Source organism: Cryobacterium sp. TmT2-59 (genome assembly GCF_004403545.1).
Taxonomy (GTDB): Bacteria; Actinomycetota; Actinomycetes; order Actinomycetales; family Microbacteriaceae; genus Cryobacterium; species Cryobacterium shii.
This window is the reverse complement of sequence record NZ_SOGM01000073.1, coordinates 37,611-53,898: the sequence shown is the minus strand read 5'-3', so window position 1 is coordinate 53,898 and position 16,288 is coordinate 37,611. Positions and strand designations below refer to the sequence as shown.

Annotated in this window: 13 protein-coding genes; 12 read left to right on the top strand and 1 reads right to left on the bottom strand. The window is 68.2% G+C overall.

Translation table 11 applies throughout. The annotated features are described in order from the left end of the window. Positions 1 to 11: 11 nt before the first annotated feature. The 12 genes from hisF (at position 12) to pyk (ending at position 15,400) form a co-directional block, all read left to right on the top strand. Positions 12 to 773, top strand: coding sequence for an imidazole glycerol phosphate synthase subunit HisF (gene hisF / locus E3T24_RS17530; protein ID WP_134366666.1), 762 nt, complete (start codon positions 12 to 14; stop codon positions 771 to 773). 36 nt (positions 774 to 809) lie between these two features. Continuing rightward, positions 810 to 1,238 carry a phosphoribosyl-AMP cyclohydrolase gene (gene hisI / locus E3T24_RS17525; protein ID WP_134366665.1) on the top strand — a complete coding sequence of 143 codons (429 nt, stop codon included), beginning with the start codon at positions 810 to 812 and terminating at the stop codon, positions 1,236 to 1,238. A gap of 2 nt (positions 1,239 to 1,240) precedes the next feature. Then, positions 1,241 to 2,797, top strand: a complete 1,557-nt coding sequence (locus tag E3T24_RS11530) for an anthranilate synthase component I (protein ID WP_134366664.1) — start codon at positions 1,241 to 1,243, stop codon at positions 2,795 to 2,797. After that, on the top strand, positions 2,798 to 3,433 hold the full coding sequence (locus tag E3T24_RS11525) for a Trp biosynthesis-associated membrane protein (RefSeq protein ID WP_134366663.1): 636 nt from the start codon (positions 2,798 to 2,800) through the stop codon (positions 3,431 to 3,433). Between the two features lie 111 nt (positions 3,434 to 3,544). Beyond that, positions 3,545 to 3,775 (top strand): DUF6704 family protein, encoded by a 231-nt coding sequence (locus tag E3T24_RS11520; RefSeq protein ID WP_134366662.1) that lies wholly within the window; start codon positions 3,545 to 3,547, stop codon positions 3,773 to 3,775. Between the two features lie 4 nt (positions 3,776 to 3,779). Then, a complete protein-coding gene (gene trpC / locus E3T24_RS11515) occupies positions 3,780 to 4,550 on the top strand; it encodes an indole-3-glycerol phosphate synthase TrpC (protein ID WP_134366661.1) in 771 nt (256 codons plus the stop codon). Continuing rightward, a complete protein-coding gene (gene trpB / locus E3T24_RS11510) occupies positions 4,551 to 5,783 on the top strand; it encodes a tryptophan synthase subunit beta (protein WP_134366660.1) in 1,233 nt (410 codons plus the stop codon). It begins immediately after the preceding gene. Then, on the top strand, positions 5,780 to 6,646 hold the full coding sequence (trpA, locus tag E3T24_RS11505) for a tryptophan synthase subunit alpha (protein ID WP_134366659.1): 867 nt from the start codon (positions 5,780 to 5,782) through the stop codon (positions 6,644 to 6,646). Before trpB ends, trpA begins: the two co-directional genes overlap by 4 nt. 76 nt (positions 6,647 to 6,722) lie before the next feature. Beyond that, a complete protein-coding gene (gene lgt / locus E3T24_RS11500; RefSeq protein ID WP_241976167.1) occupies positions 6,723 to 7,694 on the top strand; it encodes a prolipoprotein diacylglyceryl transferase in 972 nt (323 codons plus the stop codon). A 123-nt stretch (positions 7,695 to 7,817) separates the two neighbouring features. Next, on the top strand, positions 7,818 to 12,395 hold the full coding sequence (gene gltB / locus E3T24_RS11495) for a glutamate synthase large subunit (RefSeq protein WP_134434637.1): 4,578 nt from the start codon (positions 7,818 to 7,820) through the stop codon (positions 12,393 to 12,395). Then, positions 12,388 to 13,845, top strand: a complete 1,458-nt coding sequence (locus tag E3T24_RS11490; protein ID WP_134434636.1) for a glutamate synthase subunit beta — start codon at positions 12,388 to 12,390, stop codon at positions 13,843 to 13,845. The genes gltB and E3T24_RS11490 overlap by 8 nt, the downstream gene beginning before the upstream one ends. Positions 13,846 to 13,954: 109 nt before the next feature. Further along, positions 13,955 to 15,400: a pyruvate kinase gene (pyk, locus tag E3T24_RS11485; RefSeq protein WP_134434635.1), complete on the top strand. Its 1,446-nt coding sequence runs from the start codon at positions 13,955 to 13,957 to the stop codon at positions 15,398 to 15,400. Positions 15,401 to 15,468: 68 nt separating this feature from the next. On the opposite strand, the gene E3T24_RS11480 is transcribed toward pyk, so the two are convergent. Beyond that, positions 15,469 to 15,939: a phosphohydrolase gene (locus E3T24_RS11480; protein WP_134403122.1), complete on the bottom strand. Its 471-nt coding sequence runs from the start codon at positions 15,937 to 15,939 to the stop codon at positions 15,469 to 15,471. Positions 15,940 to 16,288: the final 349 nt, after the last annotated feature.

The following is a 16,288-nucleotide window of genomic DNA, read 5'->3' as shown; positions in this document are numbered from 1 at the left end:
AGAACAAAAACGTGACTCTCTCGGTGCGGGTGATTCCCTGCCTCGACGTGGCCGACGGCCGCGTGGTCAAGGGCGTGAACTTCCAGAACCTCCGTGACGCCGGCGACCCGGTCGAACTCGCCCGCCGCTACTACGAGCAGGGCGCCGACGAACTCACCTTCCTCGACGTGACCGCGACCGTCGACAACCGCGCCACCACCTACGACGTGGTTCGGGCCACCGCGGAACAGGTCTTCATCCCGCTCACGGTCGGCGGCGGCATCCGCAGTGTCGAGGACGTGTCGCGTCTGCAGGCCAGCGGGGCCGACAAGGTCGGCGTGAACAGCGCCGCCATCAGGCGCCCGGCCCTGATCGGCGAGATCGCCGACCGGTTCGGCTCCCAGGTGCTCGTACTCTCGCTCGACGTCAAACGCAGCGGGCGAACGGAATCCGGTTTCCTCGTCACCACTCACGGCGGTCGCACCGAAACCGACCTGGACGCGCTCGCCTGGGCGCGCACGGCCATCGAGCTGGGGGTGGGCGAACTGCTCGTGAACTCCATCGACGCCGACGGCACCAAGGCCGGGTTCGACCTCGAACTGATCACGCTGATGCGGGAGCTGAGCGCCGTGCCGGTGATCGCGTCGGGCGGGGCGGGGAAGGTCGAGGACTTCCCCCCGGCCATCGCGGCGGGAGCGGACGCCGTGCTCGCGGCGTCCGTGTTCCACAGCGGCCAGTTGACCATCGGCGACGTCAAGCAGGAACTGCGGCGCGCCGGAATGCCGGTGCGCTGACATGCCGCGCCCCACCCGATCCGAAACGGCCCCGCAATGACCGACCAGTCGTCGACCCCCCAGCTCTCCGCCCCGGACGAGGCCCTCCAACGCGCCGTCTTCAACTCCGACGGACTGCTGCCGGCGGTGGTGCAGCAGTGGGACACCGGCGAGGTGCTGATGCTGGGCTGGATGAACCGGGAGGCCATGCGCCGCACCCTGACCGAAGGGCGCGTGACCTTCTGGTCCCGCAGCCGCCAGGAATACTGGCGTAAGGGCGACACGTCCGGGCACGGCCAGTACGTGAAGTCCGCCGCGCTTGACTGCGACGCCGACACCCTCCTCGTGCAGGTAGACCAGGTCGGAGCGGCCTGCCACACCGGCACCCGCACCTGCTTCGTGGGCCGGGGCATCGAGGTCGTGGCCGGCGCTCGCCCGAGCCGGCCCGCCGGGTCCATCGAAAACGCCGACCAGCCGAAGGAATGACCATGGCAACGGATGACACCAGCCCCGCCGGTTCCACGGCGGCCGCATCCACCACGCCGGAGCGGTTCTCCGCCCTCCTGACCGAGCACCGCGTGATCCCCGTGGTACGCGAACTGTTCGCCGACGGGGAGACCCCGGTCGGCATCTACCGCAAGCTGGCGGCCGGCCGGCCGGGCAGCTTCCTGCTCGAGTCCGCGGAGCAGGGCGGCATCTGGTCGCGGTTCTCCTTCGTGGGAGTGTCCTCCTTCGGTGTACTCACCCAGCAGGGCGACGAGGCCCGTTGGCTCGACTACGGCATGTCGGCCGCCCGCGCGCTCGGCGACGTCGTCGACCTCGGACCCCTGGCGGCGCTGGCCGCGCTCCACGCCCGGTGGGAGACGCCGAAAATGCCGGGGCACCCGCCCCTCACCGGCGGTCTGGTCGGTTTCATCGGCTGGGAGGCGATCCGGCAGATCGAGCACCTGCCGAATCGCCCGCCCGCCGACTACGAGGTGCCGGGCCAGGCCTTCAGCTTCGTGGCCGACCTCGTCGTGATCGACCACAAGTACGGCACCGTGCAGTTGATCGCCAACGTGCTCAACGACGGGTTCGACACCCCGGACGTCCTGTGGGCGTCGGCGCAGCACCGTCTGGATGCGCTGCAGACACGGCTGGCCGAGCCCTCGGAGGCCTGGCTGGCCGAGGTCGACCTGTCCACGCCCGCCAGCCCCGCCAACCGCACGAAGCGGGAGGATTTCCTCGCCTCGGTCGACGTCGCCAAGGACCACATCGTCGCCGGCGACGTGTTCCAGGTCGTCATCTCCCAGAGGTTCGACCAGGAATGCACGGCCGACCCGATCGACGTGTACCGGGTGCTGCGCAGCCTCAACCCGTCCCCGTACATGTACCTGCTCAGCCTCGAGTCACCGGCCGGGGACGGCTACTGGATCGTCGGTTCCTCCCCGGAGGCACTCGTCAAGGTGCAGAACGACCGGGTCTTCACTCACCCCATCGCCGGCTCGAAGCCCCGCGGGGCGACCCCGGAAGCCGATGCCGCATTCGAGACAGAGCTGGCCGGCGACCCGAAGGAACGCGCCGAGCACCTGATGCTCGTCGACCTCGCCCGCAACGACCTGCTCAAGGTGTGCGCCGCCGGCTCGGTGGAGGTCACCGAGTTCATGCGGATCGAACGGTTCAGCCACATCATGCACCTGGTGTCCTCGGTGGAAGGCAACCTGCTGCCGAACCGGTCGGCCATCGACGTGTTCCGGGCCACCTTCCCGGCCGGCACCCTCTCGGGGGCGCCGAAACCGAGGGCGCTGGAGATCATCGACGACCTCGAACCGGCCCAGCGCGGCGTGTACGGGGGAGTGGTCGGCTACTTCGGCTTCGCCGGCGACGCGGACCTGGCCATCGCCATCCGCACCGCCACGATCATGAACGGCGTCGCCCGGGTGCAGGCCGGCGGTGGCCTGGTCGCCGATTCCGACCCCGCCTCGGAGTACCAGGAATCGCAGAACAAGGCCGCCGCCCCGCTCCGGGCCGTCGCCGTGGCCAACGCGATGAAGAGGGTGCGCTAGATGCCCTCTTCCCGGCGGCTCAAGCTCGCCCACGTCCTGGTCGTGCTGCTGGCCAGCGGACTGGCCCTGCTCGCCTGGACGCAGACCTGGGTGAACGCCGTCGTGGCACAGTCCGGCACCGCCCGGCAGAGCCTCGAGGTGACGGGCGCGACCGCGTCGCCGGCACTCACCGCCCTGGCCATGGCCGGGCTCGCCCTCGCCGGCGCCCTCACGATCGCCGGCCCGGTGATCCGGTTCGTTCTGGGCCTCCTGGAGGTGCTGCTCGGGCTCTCCGTTTTTCTGGCGGCGCTCACCGCAGTCACCGGTCCGGCCGCGGCCAGCGCGGGTGCCATCACCAAGGCCACCGGGGTCTCGGGCAGGGAGTCCGTCCTGGACGGGGTGGTCTCCGCAGTAGCGACGCCGTGGCCGTACCTGGCGCTGCTCGCCGGCGTCGTGATGGCCGCCGTGGGCGTCAGCGTCCTGGTCACCGCCCGCCGCTGGCCCGGACCGACGACCCGCTACCAGGCCGTGCGCTTCGCCCCGGCCGATTCCACCGGCGGGACGGACGCCGCGGCCGCCGGCGTCGACACCGGGCACGACGCCGTCGACGACTGGGACGGCTTGAGCCGCGGAGAAGACCCCACGGCACAGCGCTGACTCCGGTGCCAATCGAGACCTGAATCGCCGCAGCGCGAAGCTGCACGAGAAGGCCGGGGAACCCTGAGGCCGCTAGACTTGTTTTGCCCGTCAACGCACAAAAGGAGAACCATGAGCTTCGAATCGGTAGACCCTGGCGAAGGCCATTCGATCGCCGCCTGGACCGCCGTGACCATCATGCTGCTGGCCATCGCGATCGGGACCGTCGCGTTCTTCCTCGCGGTGGAATGGCTCGTCTGGGCATCCGCCGGTCTTCTGGTCGTCGGTCTGCTCACCGGCTGGGTGCTCGCCAAGGTCGGCTACGGCGTGGCCGAGCACGAGTCCTCGCACCAGGGTCACTAGTCGAGTGCTGTCTGATCTTCTAGCCGGGGCGGTCGCCGACGCGGAAGCGCGTCGCGTCACCCGTTCCTTCGACGTCGTCCAGGCGGCGGCCCTCATCCGGGCGCCGGCCATCGATGCCCTGTCGGTGCTCGCCCCGGCGCCACGCGTCAAGATCATCGCCGAGGTCAAGCGGGCCAGCCCCTCCCGGGGAACCCTGGCCGAGATCTCCGATCCCGCGGCACTCGCCGTCTCCTACGAGTTCGGCGGCGCCAGCGCGATCAGCGTCCTCACCGAGGGCCGCAAGTTCCTCGGGTCGCTCTCCGACCTGGAGCAGGTGCGTTCGGCCGTGCAGATTCCGGTGCTCCGCAAGGACTTCATCGGGCTTCCGTACCAGGTCTTCGAAGCCCGGGCCGCGGGCGCCGACATGGTGCTGCTGATCGTGGCGGCCCTGGACCAGGCCACACTGGTCTCCCTGCACGACCTCGTGCGCGAACTGGGCATGACCGCCCTGGTCGAAACCCACAGCGCCGACGAGGTCGACCGAGCCCTCGATATCGGCGCGAGCCTGGTCGGCGTGAACGCCCGCGACCTGACGACCTTCGAGCTGGACCAGGACCTGTTCGGCCGGCTGGCCGGCCGGATCCCCTCCGGCGTTGTCCGGGTCGCCGAATCCGCTGTCAAGACGGCCGCGGACGTGGCACACTATCGCGCGGCCGGCGCCGACGTCGTGCTCGTCGGCGAAGCCCTCGTCACCAACGATCCCATCCGCACCCTCACCGAATTCCTGGCGGTTTGAATGTCCTCCCCACTCGACTCAGAATCCCTCCGGGCGCAGGCGGGCCCCTACTTCGGTGAATTCGGCGGGAGGTTCGTGCCGGAATCCCTCGTCGCGGCCCTCGACGAACTCACCAGCGAGTACGCGCTGGCCCGTCAGGACCCCGCATTCGCGGCCGAGCTGACCGAACTGCACCGCAGCTACACCGGTCGGCCCTCCATCATCACCGAGGTGCCGCGGTTCGCCGCGCACGCCGGCGGCGCCCGCATCATCCTCAAGCGGGAAGACCTCAACCACACCGGCTCGCACAAGATCAACAACGTGCTCGGGCAGGCCCTGCTGACCAAGCGGATCGGCAAGACCCGCGTGATCGCCGAGACCGGCGCCGGCCAGCACGGGGTGGCCACCGCCACCGCGGCCGCCCTGTTCGGCCTCGACTGCGTGGTCTACATGGGCGAGGTGGACACGGAGCGGCAGGCCCTGAACGTGGCACGGATGCGCCTGCTCGGTGCCGAGGTCGTGTCGGTCACGACCGGCTCCCGCACCCTCAAGGACGCCATCAACGAGGCCATGCGCGACTGGGTGACCAACGTCGAGACCACCAACTACATCTTCGGGACCGTGGCCGGCCCGCACCCGTTCCCGGCCATGGTGCGCGACTTCCAGAAGATCATCGGCGAGGAGGCCCGCCAGCAGGTCCTCGACCTCACCGGCCGCCTGCCCGATGCTGTCACCGCCTGCGTCGGCGGCGGCTCCAACGCCATGGGCATCTTCCACGCGTTCCTGGACGACCCCGACGTCGCCCTGTACGGCTACGAGGCCGGCGGGGAGGGCGCGGAAACCCTCCGCCACGCCGCGACGATCACGAAGGGACGTCCCGGCATCCTGCACGGCGCGCGCAGCTTCCTCCTGCAGGACGAAGACGGCCAGACCGTGGAGTCGCACTCGATCTCCGCCGGCCTGGACTACCCGGGCGTCGGCCCGGAGCATTCGTGGCTGGCGAGCATCGGCCGTGCCACCTACCTGCCGGTCACGGACGCCGAGGCGATGAGCGCCCTGCGCCTTCTCAGTCGAACCGAGGGCATCATCCCGGCCATCGAGTCGGCACACGCCCTCGCCGGAACCCTCGACCTCGGCAAAAAGCTCGGCCCCGACGCCACCATCCTGGTCAACCTGTCCGGCCGCGGCGACAAGGACATGGAAACCGCGGGTCGGTACTTCGACCTGCTCGACAAGGGCGCGGAACAGCTATGAGCAACTCGGCAGTGACAGGCAACCCGGCAACAGGCAACCCGGCAGCGCGCCACCCGGCAGCGGGCGGCAGCACGGTCGAGGCCACCATCGCGCGGCGCCGCTCCGAGGGCGGCGGCGCCCTGATCGGGTATCTGCCGGTCGGATTCCCCACGCTCTCCGAGAGCATCGACGCGGCCGTGGCCCTGGCCGACAACGGCGTCGACATCCTCGAGCTCGGCCTGCCGTATACCGACCCGGTGATGGACGGCCCGGTCATCCAGGCCGCCACCCAGAGGGCCCTGGCGAACGGTTTCCGGCTGCGCCACGGCATCGAAGCCGTGGCCGCGATCACCGCGCAGGTCGACGTGCCCGTGTTGGTGATGACCTACTGGAACCCCATCGTGCAGTACGGGGTCGATCGTTTCGCCGATGACCTGCTCGCCGCGGGCGGCGCCGGCCTGATCACGCCCGACCTGATTCCCGACGACTCGGCGGACTGGGTCGCCGCGAGCGAACGCACCGGTCTCGACCGGGTGTTCCTGGCCGCTCCGTCCTCCTCGGACGCCCGCCTGAAGCAGGCCGTCGAGGCGAGCCGCGGCTTCGTCTACGCCGTGTCCACCATGGGGATCACCGGTGCCCGCGGCGACGTCGACTCCGCCGCCCGCATCCTGATCGACCGGCTGCGGGCCGCCGGCTCGACCAGCGCGTGCGTCGGCCTCGGCATCTCCACGCCGGAACAGGTTCGCGAGATCCTCGGCTACGCGGACGGCGCCATCGTCGGATCCGCCCTCGTCAAGGCGCTCTCCGACGGGGGAGTGCCGGCAGTCGCCGCCCTCGCCCGTGAGCTCGCGGCCGGCGCGCGGGAGATCCGGCCCGCCAGCTAGGGTAAATTGACCCCGGCGGTCGATCGTTCGCCCCCGGGTGGCCGACGCCACGATGAAAGGTAGTCCCCAGGTGTTTATACCTCTGAGCATTCCGAGCCCGAGCCCCGAGTGGAGTTCCTTCACGCTCGGACCGTTCACCATCCACGCCTACGCCCTATGCATCCTCGCCGGGATCATCGCGGCGACCGTGATGACCTCCCGCCGCCTGACCCAGCGCGGCGGCGAGCCGGGAGTGGTCCTGGACATCATTCTCTGGGCGGTACCGCTCGGAATCGTGGGCGCCCGGTTCTACCACGTGCTCACCCACCCCGGCGACTACTTCTACGAGGGCGCCGACCCGCTGGAGGTCTTCGCCATCTGGAACGGCGGCAACGCCATCTTCGGAGCGCTCCTCGGTGGGGCCGTCGGCGCGTTCATCGGCTGCCGCATGGCCGGGGTGCGCTTCTGGTCTTTCGCCGACGCCCTCGCTCCCGGCATGCTCGTCGCGCAGGCCCTGGGACGCCTCGGCAACTGGTTCAACCACGAGCTCTTCGGACTGCCGACCACCCTGCCCTGGGGACTGCAGATCGAATCTACCAACCAGGCCTTCCCCCTCGGGCTGCCCGCCGACACCCTGTTCCACCCCATGTTCCTCTACGAGATGATCTGGAACTTCCTCGGCGTCGCCGTGATCCTGCTGCTCGAACGCAAGCTCACCCTGCGCTGGGGCAAGGCCTTCGGCGTCTACCTGATCTGGTACGGCGTCGGGCGTAGCTTCTTCGAGTCGATCCGGGTCGATCCGAGTGAGATCTTCCTCGGCATCCGTACCAACATCTGGGCTGCCTTTGCCGCCATCCTGCTCGGAATCATCCTCATCGCGGTGCAGACCCGACGCCACACCGGCGTCGAGGTCAGCCCCTATGTTCCGGGCCGCGAGTGGAAGGGCTCCGACGCTGAGGTAGAATCTGATGAGTTTGACTCGGACTCAGAGGATCACGGTGATGAAGCCGCAACCCCCGCCGAATCTGACGACGTTGCAGCCACAAGCACCAGCAACTCGCGCCTCTAGGCCCAGGTAGCCTTCAGCCTGGACCACGGCTTGTGTCCCGGTATGACGGGCCGCCGCGCACATGTATACCTGAGCGGGCCAGCGTCGTCCCCACTTGCCAGTCATCTTCCTGAGGACGGTCCCATGCCGCAAACACCCCTCTTCTCGCGCTTCAGCAGTGTGCCGGAGTCGCAAGGACTGTACAACCCTGCCGACGAACGCGATGCCTGTGGCCTCGCCATGGTGGCCACCCTGCGCGGGTCCGCCGGGCATGACATCATCACCCTCGCCCTCGATGCGCTCCGCAACCTCGAGCACCGCGGCGCCGTCGGGTCCGACGCCGGCACCGGTGACGGGGCGGGCATCATCACGCAGGTCCCCGATGAATTCCTGCGCGCCGTCACCGACTTCGCCCTGCCGGTCGCGGGCCGCTACGCGGTCGGCAACGTGTTCCTGCCGACCAACCCAACCGCCAGGAGTGGCATCAAGCGTCAGATTTCCCGGATCGCCCTGGAAGAGGGCCTGGTCATCCTGGGCTGGCGCGAGGTGCCGGTCCGCCCCGACGAGGTCGGCAACCTGGCCCGCGCGGCGATGCCCGCGATCCAGCAGCTGTTCGTGCAGAGCAGCCGGACGACGGAGGCCGGAGAGACGCTGGGCGACATCGTCCTGGACCGCCAGGCCGTGCGGCTCCGGAAGCGTTCCGAACGCGAATTGGAGATCTACTTCGCCTCCCTGTCGTGCCGGACCATGGTCTACAAGGGCATGGTCACCACGCTGCAGCTGGAGCCGTTCTACCCTGACCTGTCCGACCCGCGTTTCGTCTCGAAGCTCGCGCTCGTGCACTCCCGGTACTCGACGAACACGTTCCCGTCCTGGCCGCTGGCCCAGCCGTTCCGCATGATCGCCCACAACGGTGAGATCAACACGGTGCAGGGCAACCGCAACTGGATGCAGGCGCGCCAGTCCCAGCTCGAATCCGAGCTGCTCGGCGACCTCGCCCCGCTGCTGCCGATCGTCACCCCCGGTGGCAGCGACTCCGCCTCGTTCGACGAGGTCGTGGAGCTGCTCAGCCTCTCCGGGCGTTCGCTCCCGCACGCCGTGATGATGATGGTGCCGGAGGCCTGGGAGAACCAGACCGACCTCGACGAGGATCGCCGCGCGTTCTACGAGTACCACTCCATGCTGATGGAGCCGTGGGACGGTCCGGCGGCCATCGTCTTCACCGACGGTTCGCTCGTCGGCGCGACCCTGGACCGCAACGGGCTGCGCCCCGGCCGGTACCTGATCACCGATGACGGCCTGGTCGTACTCGCGAGCGAGATCGGGGTGCTCGACATCGACCCCGCGCGCGTGGTGCGCAAGGGCCGGCTCCGTCCTGGAAAGATGTTCCTCGTGGACACAGTCGCCGGAAGGCTGATCGAAGACGACGAGATCAAGGCTGAACTCGCCGCCAGCGAACCCTGGGGCACCTGGCTGGATGCCGGACGGATTAACCTGAAGGACCTGCCCGACCGGGAGCACATCGTGCACCCGCCGGCATCCGTCGTGCGTCGCCAGCGCACGTTCGGCTACACCGAGGAAGAGGTGCGGATCCTGCTCGCACCGATGGCCCGCACCGGCGGGGAACCGCTCGGCGCGATGGGCTCCGACACTCCCATCGCCGTGCTCAGCGACCGGCCGCGGCTGATCTTCGACTACTTCACGCAGCAGTTCGCGCAGGTGACCAACCCGCCGCTGGACTCGATCCGCGAGGAGGTCGTCACCTCGCTCCGGCTCGGTCTCGGCCCGGAGCGCAACCTGCTGTCGGTCGGCCCCGAGCACGCCCGGCAGGTCGTGCTCGACTTCCCCGTCATCGACAACGACGAGCTGGCCAAGATCCAGCACATGGACCCCGTCCCCGGCAGCCGCACCACCACGACCATCCGCGGCCTCTACCGGTTCGAGGACGGCCCTGACGCCCTCGCCGCACGCATCGAGGAGATGTGCGCCGAGGCCGACGCTGCCATCGACGAGGGCGCGATGTTCCTCGTGCTCTCGGACCGAGATTCCAACAAGGATTTCGCGCCGATTCCGTCGCTGCTGATGATCGCCGCCGTGCACCACCACCTGATCCGCACCGAGAACCGGATGAAGGTCGGCATCGTGGTCGAGGCCGGTGACGTGCGCGAGGTGCACCATGTTGCCCTCCTGATCGGCTACGGCGCCTCCGCGGTCAACCCGTACCTCGCGATGGAAACCTGCGAGGACCTCGTGCGCAGCGGATTCATCACCACCGGCACGCCGGAGCAGGCCGTGCGCAATGTGATCAAGGCCCTCGGCAAGGGCGTGCTCAAGATCATGTCCAAGATGGGCATCTCCACCGTGTCGTCCTACGCCGGCGCCCAGACCTTCGAGGCCGTCGGCCTCAGCCAGGACTTCATCGACCAGTACTTCACCGGCACCACCAGCAAGCTCGGCGGCATCGGCATCGAGGTCATCGCGGCCGAGAACGAGGCCCGGCACGCGGCGGCGTACCCGGAGGACGCGGCCGTCACCGCCCACGAACGCCTCGCGACCGGCGGCGAGTACCAGTGGCGCCGGGAAGGATCCCCGCACCTGTTCAACCCGGACACCATCTTCCGGCTGCAGCACTCCACCCGCACGCGCCGCTACGACATCTTCCGCGAGTACACCAAACTCGTCGACGACCAGGCGTCGAGCCTGATGACCCTGCGCGGCATGTTCACCTTCAACACCGGCAAACGGCACGCCGTACCGCTGGACGAGGTGGAATCCGTGGCGTCGATCGTGAAGCGTTTCGCGACCGGGGCCATGAGCTACGGCTCGATCTCGGCCGAGGCGCACGAGACCCTCGCGATCGCGATGAACCGTCTCGGCGGCAAATCAAACACGGGCGAGGGCGGCGAAGACCTCGACCGCCTGCTTGACCCCGAGCGCCGCAGCGCGGTCAAGCAGGTGGCCTCCGGCCGGTTCGGCGTCACGAGCATGTACCTCTCCCACGCCGACGACATCCAGATCAAGCTCGCCCAGGGGGCCAAGCCGGGCGAGGGCGGCCAGCTGCCGCCGACCAAGGTCTACCCGTGGATCGCCCGCACCCGGCACGCGACCGCCGGGGTCGGCCTGATCTCGCCGCCTCCCCACCACGACATCTACTCGATCGAGGATCTCAAACAGCTGATCTTCGACCTCAAGCGCGCGAACCCCGAGGCACGAATCCACACCAAGCTGGTCAGCCAGTCCGGCATCGGAGCGGTGGCCGCCGGGGTGGCCAAGGCACTCTCGGACGTGATCCTGATCTCCGGCCATGACGGCGGAACCGGGGCGAGCCCGCTGAACTCACTCAAACACGCGGGCACCCCGTGGGAACTCGGCCTCGCCGAGACCCAGCAGACCCTCATGCTCAACGGCATGCGCGACCGGGTCGTGCTGCAGGTGGACGGCCAGTTGAAGACGGGCCGTGACGTCATCATCGGCGCCCTGCTCGGCGCCGAGGAATTCGGTTTCGCCACTGCTCCCTTGATCGTGGAAGGGTGCGTGATGATGCGCGTCTGCCACCTCGACACCTGTCCCGTCGGCGTCGCCACCCAGAACCCGGAGCTGCGAAAGCGGTTCACGGGCAAGGCGGAGCACGTGGTCAACTTCTTCGAGTTCATCGCCCAGGAGGTGCGGGAGTACCTCGCCGAACTCGGATTCCGCAGCCTGGACGAGGCCATCGGGCACCGCGAGGTCCTGGATGTGAACGGTGCCCTCGCCCACTGGAAGGCGTCGGGGCTCGACCTGGCTCCGATCCTGGTCGGCCCTGACTTCTCGGCCGACGAGCCGCGCCAGTCCGGCCGCGAACAGGAACACGAACTCGAGCTCCACTTCGACAACGAACTCATCCGGCAGAGCGCCAGTGTGCTCGAACACGGCGGCCAGGTCAGGATCACCCTGCCCATCCGCAACACCGAACGGGCCGTCGGCACCATGCTCGGGCACCGGGTCACCATGCGCCACGGTGCACAGGGCCTGCCCGCCGGGTCGATCGACGTCACCCTGACCGGCAGTGCGGGACAGTCGTTCGGCGCCTTCCTTCCCGGTGGCATCACCCTGCGCCTGGAGGGCGACTCGAACGACTACGTCGGCAAGGGGCTCTCCGGCGGACAGATCACCGTGCGACCCGACCGGGGCAGTCTGTTCCCGGCCGAACAGAACGTGATCGCCGGCAATGTCATCGGCTACGGAGCCACCCAGGGCAGCATGTTCATCCGCGGCATCGTGGGGGAGCGGTTCCTGGTGCGCAACTCCGGTGCCACCGCCGTCGTCGAGGGGGTCGGGGACCACGCCCTCGAATACATGACCGGCGGACTGGCCGTCGTGCTGGGTGAGACCGGGCGCAACCTCGGGGCCGGCATGTCCGGGGGAACGGCCTACGTGTACGGCCTCCGCACCGAGAACGTCAACCGCCAGGCCCTCGACTCGGGCGAACTGACGCTGCTTCCGCTCGGCGGCGCCGACCGTGAGATCGTTCAGGACCTGCTCGAACAGCACCGGGACCAGACCGAGTCGGTTCTGGCGTCGCGGCTGCTGTCCGACCTCGAAACCACCATGTCCACATTCGTCAAGGTGCTGCCGCGCGACTACGCGGCCGTCCTGGCCACCAGGCAGAACGCCGTCACCGAGGGGCTCGACCCCGATGGAGACGTTGTCTGGAGCCGCATTCTGGAGGTAACCAATGGCTGATCCGAAGGGATTCCTCAAGACGACTGAGCGTGAGCTTCCCGCGCGTCGTCCCGTGTCCGTGCGACTCATGGACTGGAAAGAGGTCTACGAGCAGGGTGATGCCGCGCAGCTGAAACGCCAGGCTGGACGGTGCATGGACTGCGGCGTGCCGTTCTGCCAGCAGGGCTGCCCGCTGGGCAACATCATCCCCGAGTGGAACGACCTCACCTGGCGGGACGAGGGCCGGCAGGCCATCGAACGCCTGCACACCACCAACAACTTTCCGGAGTTCACCGGGCGGCTTTGCCCCGCGCCCTGCGAGTCGTCGTGCGTGCTGGGCATCAGCCAGCCGCCGGTCACCATCAAGCAGGTCGAGGTGTCCATCATCGACCAGGCGTTCGCCAACGGCTGGGTCCAGCCGCAGCCGCCGGGACGGCTCACCGGAAAGACCGTTGCCGTCGTCGGCTCCGGCCCGGCCGGCCTCGCGGCGGCCCAGCAGCTCACCCGCGCCGGTCACACCGTGGCGGTCTTCGAGCGAGACGACCGCATCGGCGGGCTGCTGCGCTACGGCATTCCCGATTTCAAGATGGAGAAGAAGCACCTCGAGGCTCGCCTGGCTCAGATGACCGCCGAGGGCACCCGCTTCCGTGCGGGCGTGAACATCGGCGTCGACCTCACCTGGGCCGACCTGCGCGCCCGGTACGACGCCGTCGTGATCGCCACCGGGGCCATGGTGCCACGCGACCTGCCCGTCGCCGGCCGTGACCTCCCCGGGGTGCACTTCGCCATGGAGTACCTGGTCCAGCAGAACAAGGTGGGCGCCGGCGACACCGTCGACCAGCAAATCACGGCTGAGGGCAAACACGTGGTTGTGCTCGGGGGCGGTGACACCGGAGCGGACTGCATCGGCACGGCACACCGCCAGCTCGCGGCATCCGTCACCAACCTCGCCATCGGACGTCAGCCCGGCACGGACCGCCCCGAGCACCAGCCGTGGCCCCTGTCGCCGACGCTGTTCGAGGTGTCCAGCGCCCACGAGGAGGGCGGCAACCGCGAATTCCTGGTGTCGACGGTCGAGTTCCTGGCCAATGAGGCCGGCGAGGTGCGCGCCATCCGCGTGGCCGAAACCGAATTCCTGGACGGGCGCCGCGTGCCGAAGGCCGGAACCGAACGTGAGATTCCCGCGGATCTCGTGCTGCTGGCGCTGGGTTTCACAGGCCCGGAGTCCCGCGACCTCGCCGATCAGCTGCACATTCCGGTCGATGGTCGGAGTAATGTCGAACGTGACGACAATTACCAGACGAGCCATGAAGGCGTTTTCGTTGCCGGTGATGCCGGCCGCGGTCAGTCACTCATCGTCTGGGCGATCGCTGAAGGCCGGGCTGCTGCGGCAGCGGTCGACAAATTCCTCGAAGGCGAGACACAGTTGCCTGCTCCGGTCAAACCGACGGATCATGCCTTCGCAATCTGATTGGTCACTGACCAGTGAGTCAATTCCAAGAGATCCACCACCCCGTGGTCTCCCGTTCCACAACAGAAATCATGCGCCCAAACAGCGCGGAAACCGGAGTTTTTTCAGAATGAGACGCGCCAAAATTGTCGCCACGCTCGGGCCGGCAGCATCCAGCTACGATCAAATTCGAGCCCTTATTGATGCCGGTGTAGATGTCTGCCGGATGAACCTGAGCCACGGAGACTACCAGGTGCACGAGGGCGTTTACGCCAACGTGCGCAAGGCAGCGAACGACTCCGGCCGCGCAGTCGCCGTCATGGTCGACCTGCAGGGGCCGAAGATCCGTCTCGGCAAGTTCGAAGGCGGCCCTTACGAACTGGCCGTCGGAGACATTTTTAAGATCACCACCGAGGATGTCGTCGGAACGCGCGACCTGTCCGGCACGACCTACAAGGGTCTGCCCCAGGACGTCAAGCCGGGCGACTTCCTCCTCATCGACGACGGCAAGGTCAAGGTCGAGGTCGTGGCCACGAACGACACCGTCGTCACCACCACGGTCATCGTCGCCGGCCCCGTCTCCAACAACAAGGGCATCAACCTGCCCGGAGTCGCCGTCAACGTGCCCGCCCTGTCCGAAAAGGACGAGGCGGACCTGCGCTGGGGCCTCCGCCTCGGAACGGACCTGATCGCGCTGTCGTTCGTCCGTGACGCCGCCGACATCACTCGCGTGCACGAGATCATGGAAGAAGAGGGCCGTCGTGTCCCCGTCATCGCCAAGATCGAGAAACCGCAGGCCGTGGAAAACCTCGAAGGCATCGTCGACGCCTTCGACGCCATCATGGTCGCCCGTGGCGACCTGGGCGTCGAACTGCCGCTCGAGGCCGTCCCGATCGTGCAGAAGCATGCCGTCGAACTGGCCCGCCGCATGGCGAAGCCGGTCATCGTGGCCACGCAGATGCTGGAATCGATGATCCACAGCCCGGTCCCGACGCGGGCCGAAACGTCCGACGTCGCGAACGCCGTGCTCGACGGCGCTGACGCGGTCATGCTCAGTGGTGAGACCAGCGTCGGCGAATACCCCGTCGTGACGGTCCAGACGATGGCGCGCATTGTTGCGTCGACGGAGGACCACGGACTGGAGCGCATCGCCCCGCTGACGAACAAACCCCGCACGCAGGGTGGCGCGATCACCCTCGCAGCCATCGAGGTCGCCGAGTTCGTCGAAGCGAAGTTCCTGTGCATCTTCACGGAGTCCGGCGACTCGGCAAGGCGGATGTCGCGTCTGCGGTCGAAGATCCCGATGCTGGCCTTCACGCCCGAGCCCGGCATCCGCCGTCGCCTCGCGCTGACCTGGGGAATCCAGACCTACCTGGTGGACCGGGTCACGCACACGGACGCCATGTTCGGACAGGTGGACGACATCCTGCTCGGGCAGGGCCTGGCTCAGCTCGGTGACAAGGTCGTCGTCATCAGCGGATCCCCTCCCGGAATCGCCGGTTCCACGAACGACATCCGTGTGCACCGCGTCGGCGATGCCCACAATGAAGTTCACCCGGCGTACGCCAAGAGCTGACACCTCTCCTGGAAAGGCCCCGCACCCCGTGTCACACGGGGTGCGGGGCCTTTCTTGAGGATCCGGCGTCAGTGCTGCACGCCGGCGGGCACCATCAGGGCGCGCACGGCGGGGAGGGTCGTTCCCAGCGCCAGCGCGGCCGACACGGCGTGCGATTCCCGGCTCCGCCGGGTGAACGGGTCGAGGTCGGCCAGGCGGGCCGGATCGGACAGGTCCGCGATGCACGCGAGCTTCACCGTGAGCGCGATCGGGTCGGCCAGGATCTGCTGCAGGGAGATCCCGTCCGTGTCCTCGTCGATGTTGCCGAGGGCGCTGACGGCCATCAGAAGGCGGTTCGGCAGGAATGCGCGGAGGTCGCTGAGGGTGGCGACCGAGTTGACGAGGGTGTCGTGCAGCACGGCGACGAGCCTGTTGTCGTCGCTCGCGAGGGCATCCATCACGCGAAGCGGATGCTCGATGGCCAGCCGACCGAAATCGTCGCGGTGGCTGGAGTACGCGACGCGCGCGAAGTGGATGGCGTCGTCCAAAAGTGTTGTCACGGGGCATCCTCTGTTCGGGTCGAGTACGCGGTTCAACAGGTCTTTTCGTCGCTCCACCCTATTGCGGATTCCGCAGCCCAGACTGGGGGCAGACGTGGGCACCCGAATCTGATACTGAGCATTCCGCAGTTCGACTCGCCGATTTGAGTCGTCGCCCGCCGGAGTTCTGCACGCACCGCCTCACCGGGTGGACACCCCGTTCCCCTTCGGTGTCGCCCCGGTGAGACTGTGCGCGTGAACACTCCGAAAGGAGCGTGAATGGTTGGCTCCCCATGGCGACTGCGGGCCCTCCGACCCGGTAGCGTAGACATGTCCAACCGAGATTCACGTTATCACCTGTTAGACATGT

Bases quoted from the DNA above. Each gene is read 5' to 3' on its own strand.
- E3T24_RS11520 (WP_134366662.1), top strand. From the start codon at position 3,545: ATGAGCTTCGAATCGGTAGACCCTGGCGAAGGCCATTCGATCGCCGCC.
- hisI (WP_134366665.1), top strand. From the start codon at position 810: ATGACCGACCAGTCGTCGACCCCCCAGCTCTCCGCCCCGGACGAGGCC.
- E3T24_RS11525 (WP_134366663.1), top strand. From the start codon at position 2,798: ATGCCCTCTTCCCGGCGGCTCAAGCTCGCCCACGTCCTGGTCGTGCTG.
- trpB (WP_134366660.1), top strand. From the start codon at position 4,551: ATGTCCTCCCCACTCGACTCAGAATCCCTCCGGGCGCAGGCGGGCCCC.
- gltB (WP_134434637.1), top strand. From the start codon at position 7,818: ATGCCGCAAACACCCCTCTTCTCGCGCTTCAGCAGTGTGCCGGAGTCG.
- trpA (WP_134366659.1), top strand. From the start codon at position 5,780: ATGAGCAACTCGGCAGTGACAGGCAACCCGGCAACAGGCAACCCGGCA.
- E3T24_RS11490 (WP_134434636.1), top strand. From the start codon at position 12,388: ATGGCTGATCCGAAGGGATTCCTCAAGACGACTGAGCGTGAGCTTCCC.
- pyk (WP_134434635.1), top strand. From the start codon at position 13,955: ATGAGACGCGCCAAAATTGTCGCCACGCTCGGGCCGGCAGCATCCAGC.
- E3T24_RS11530 (WP_134366664.1), top strand. From the start codon at position 1,241: ATGGCAACGGATGACACCAGCCCCGCCGGTTCCACGGCGGCCGCATCC.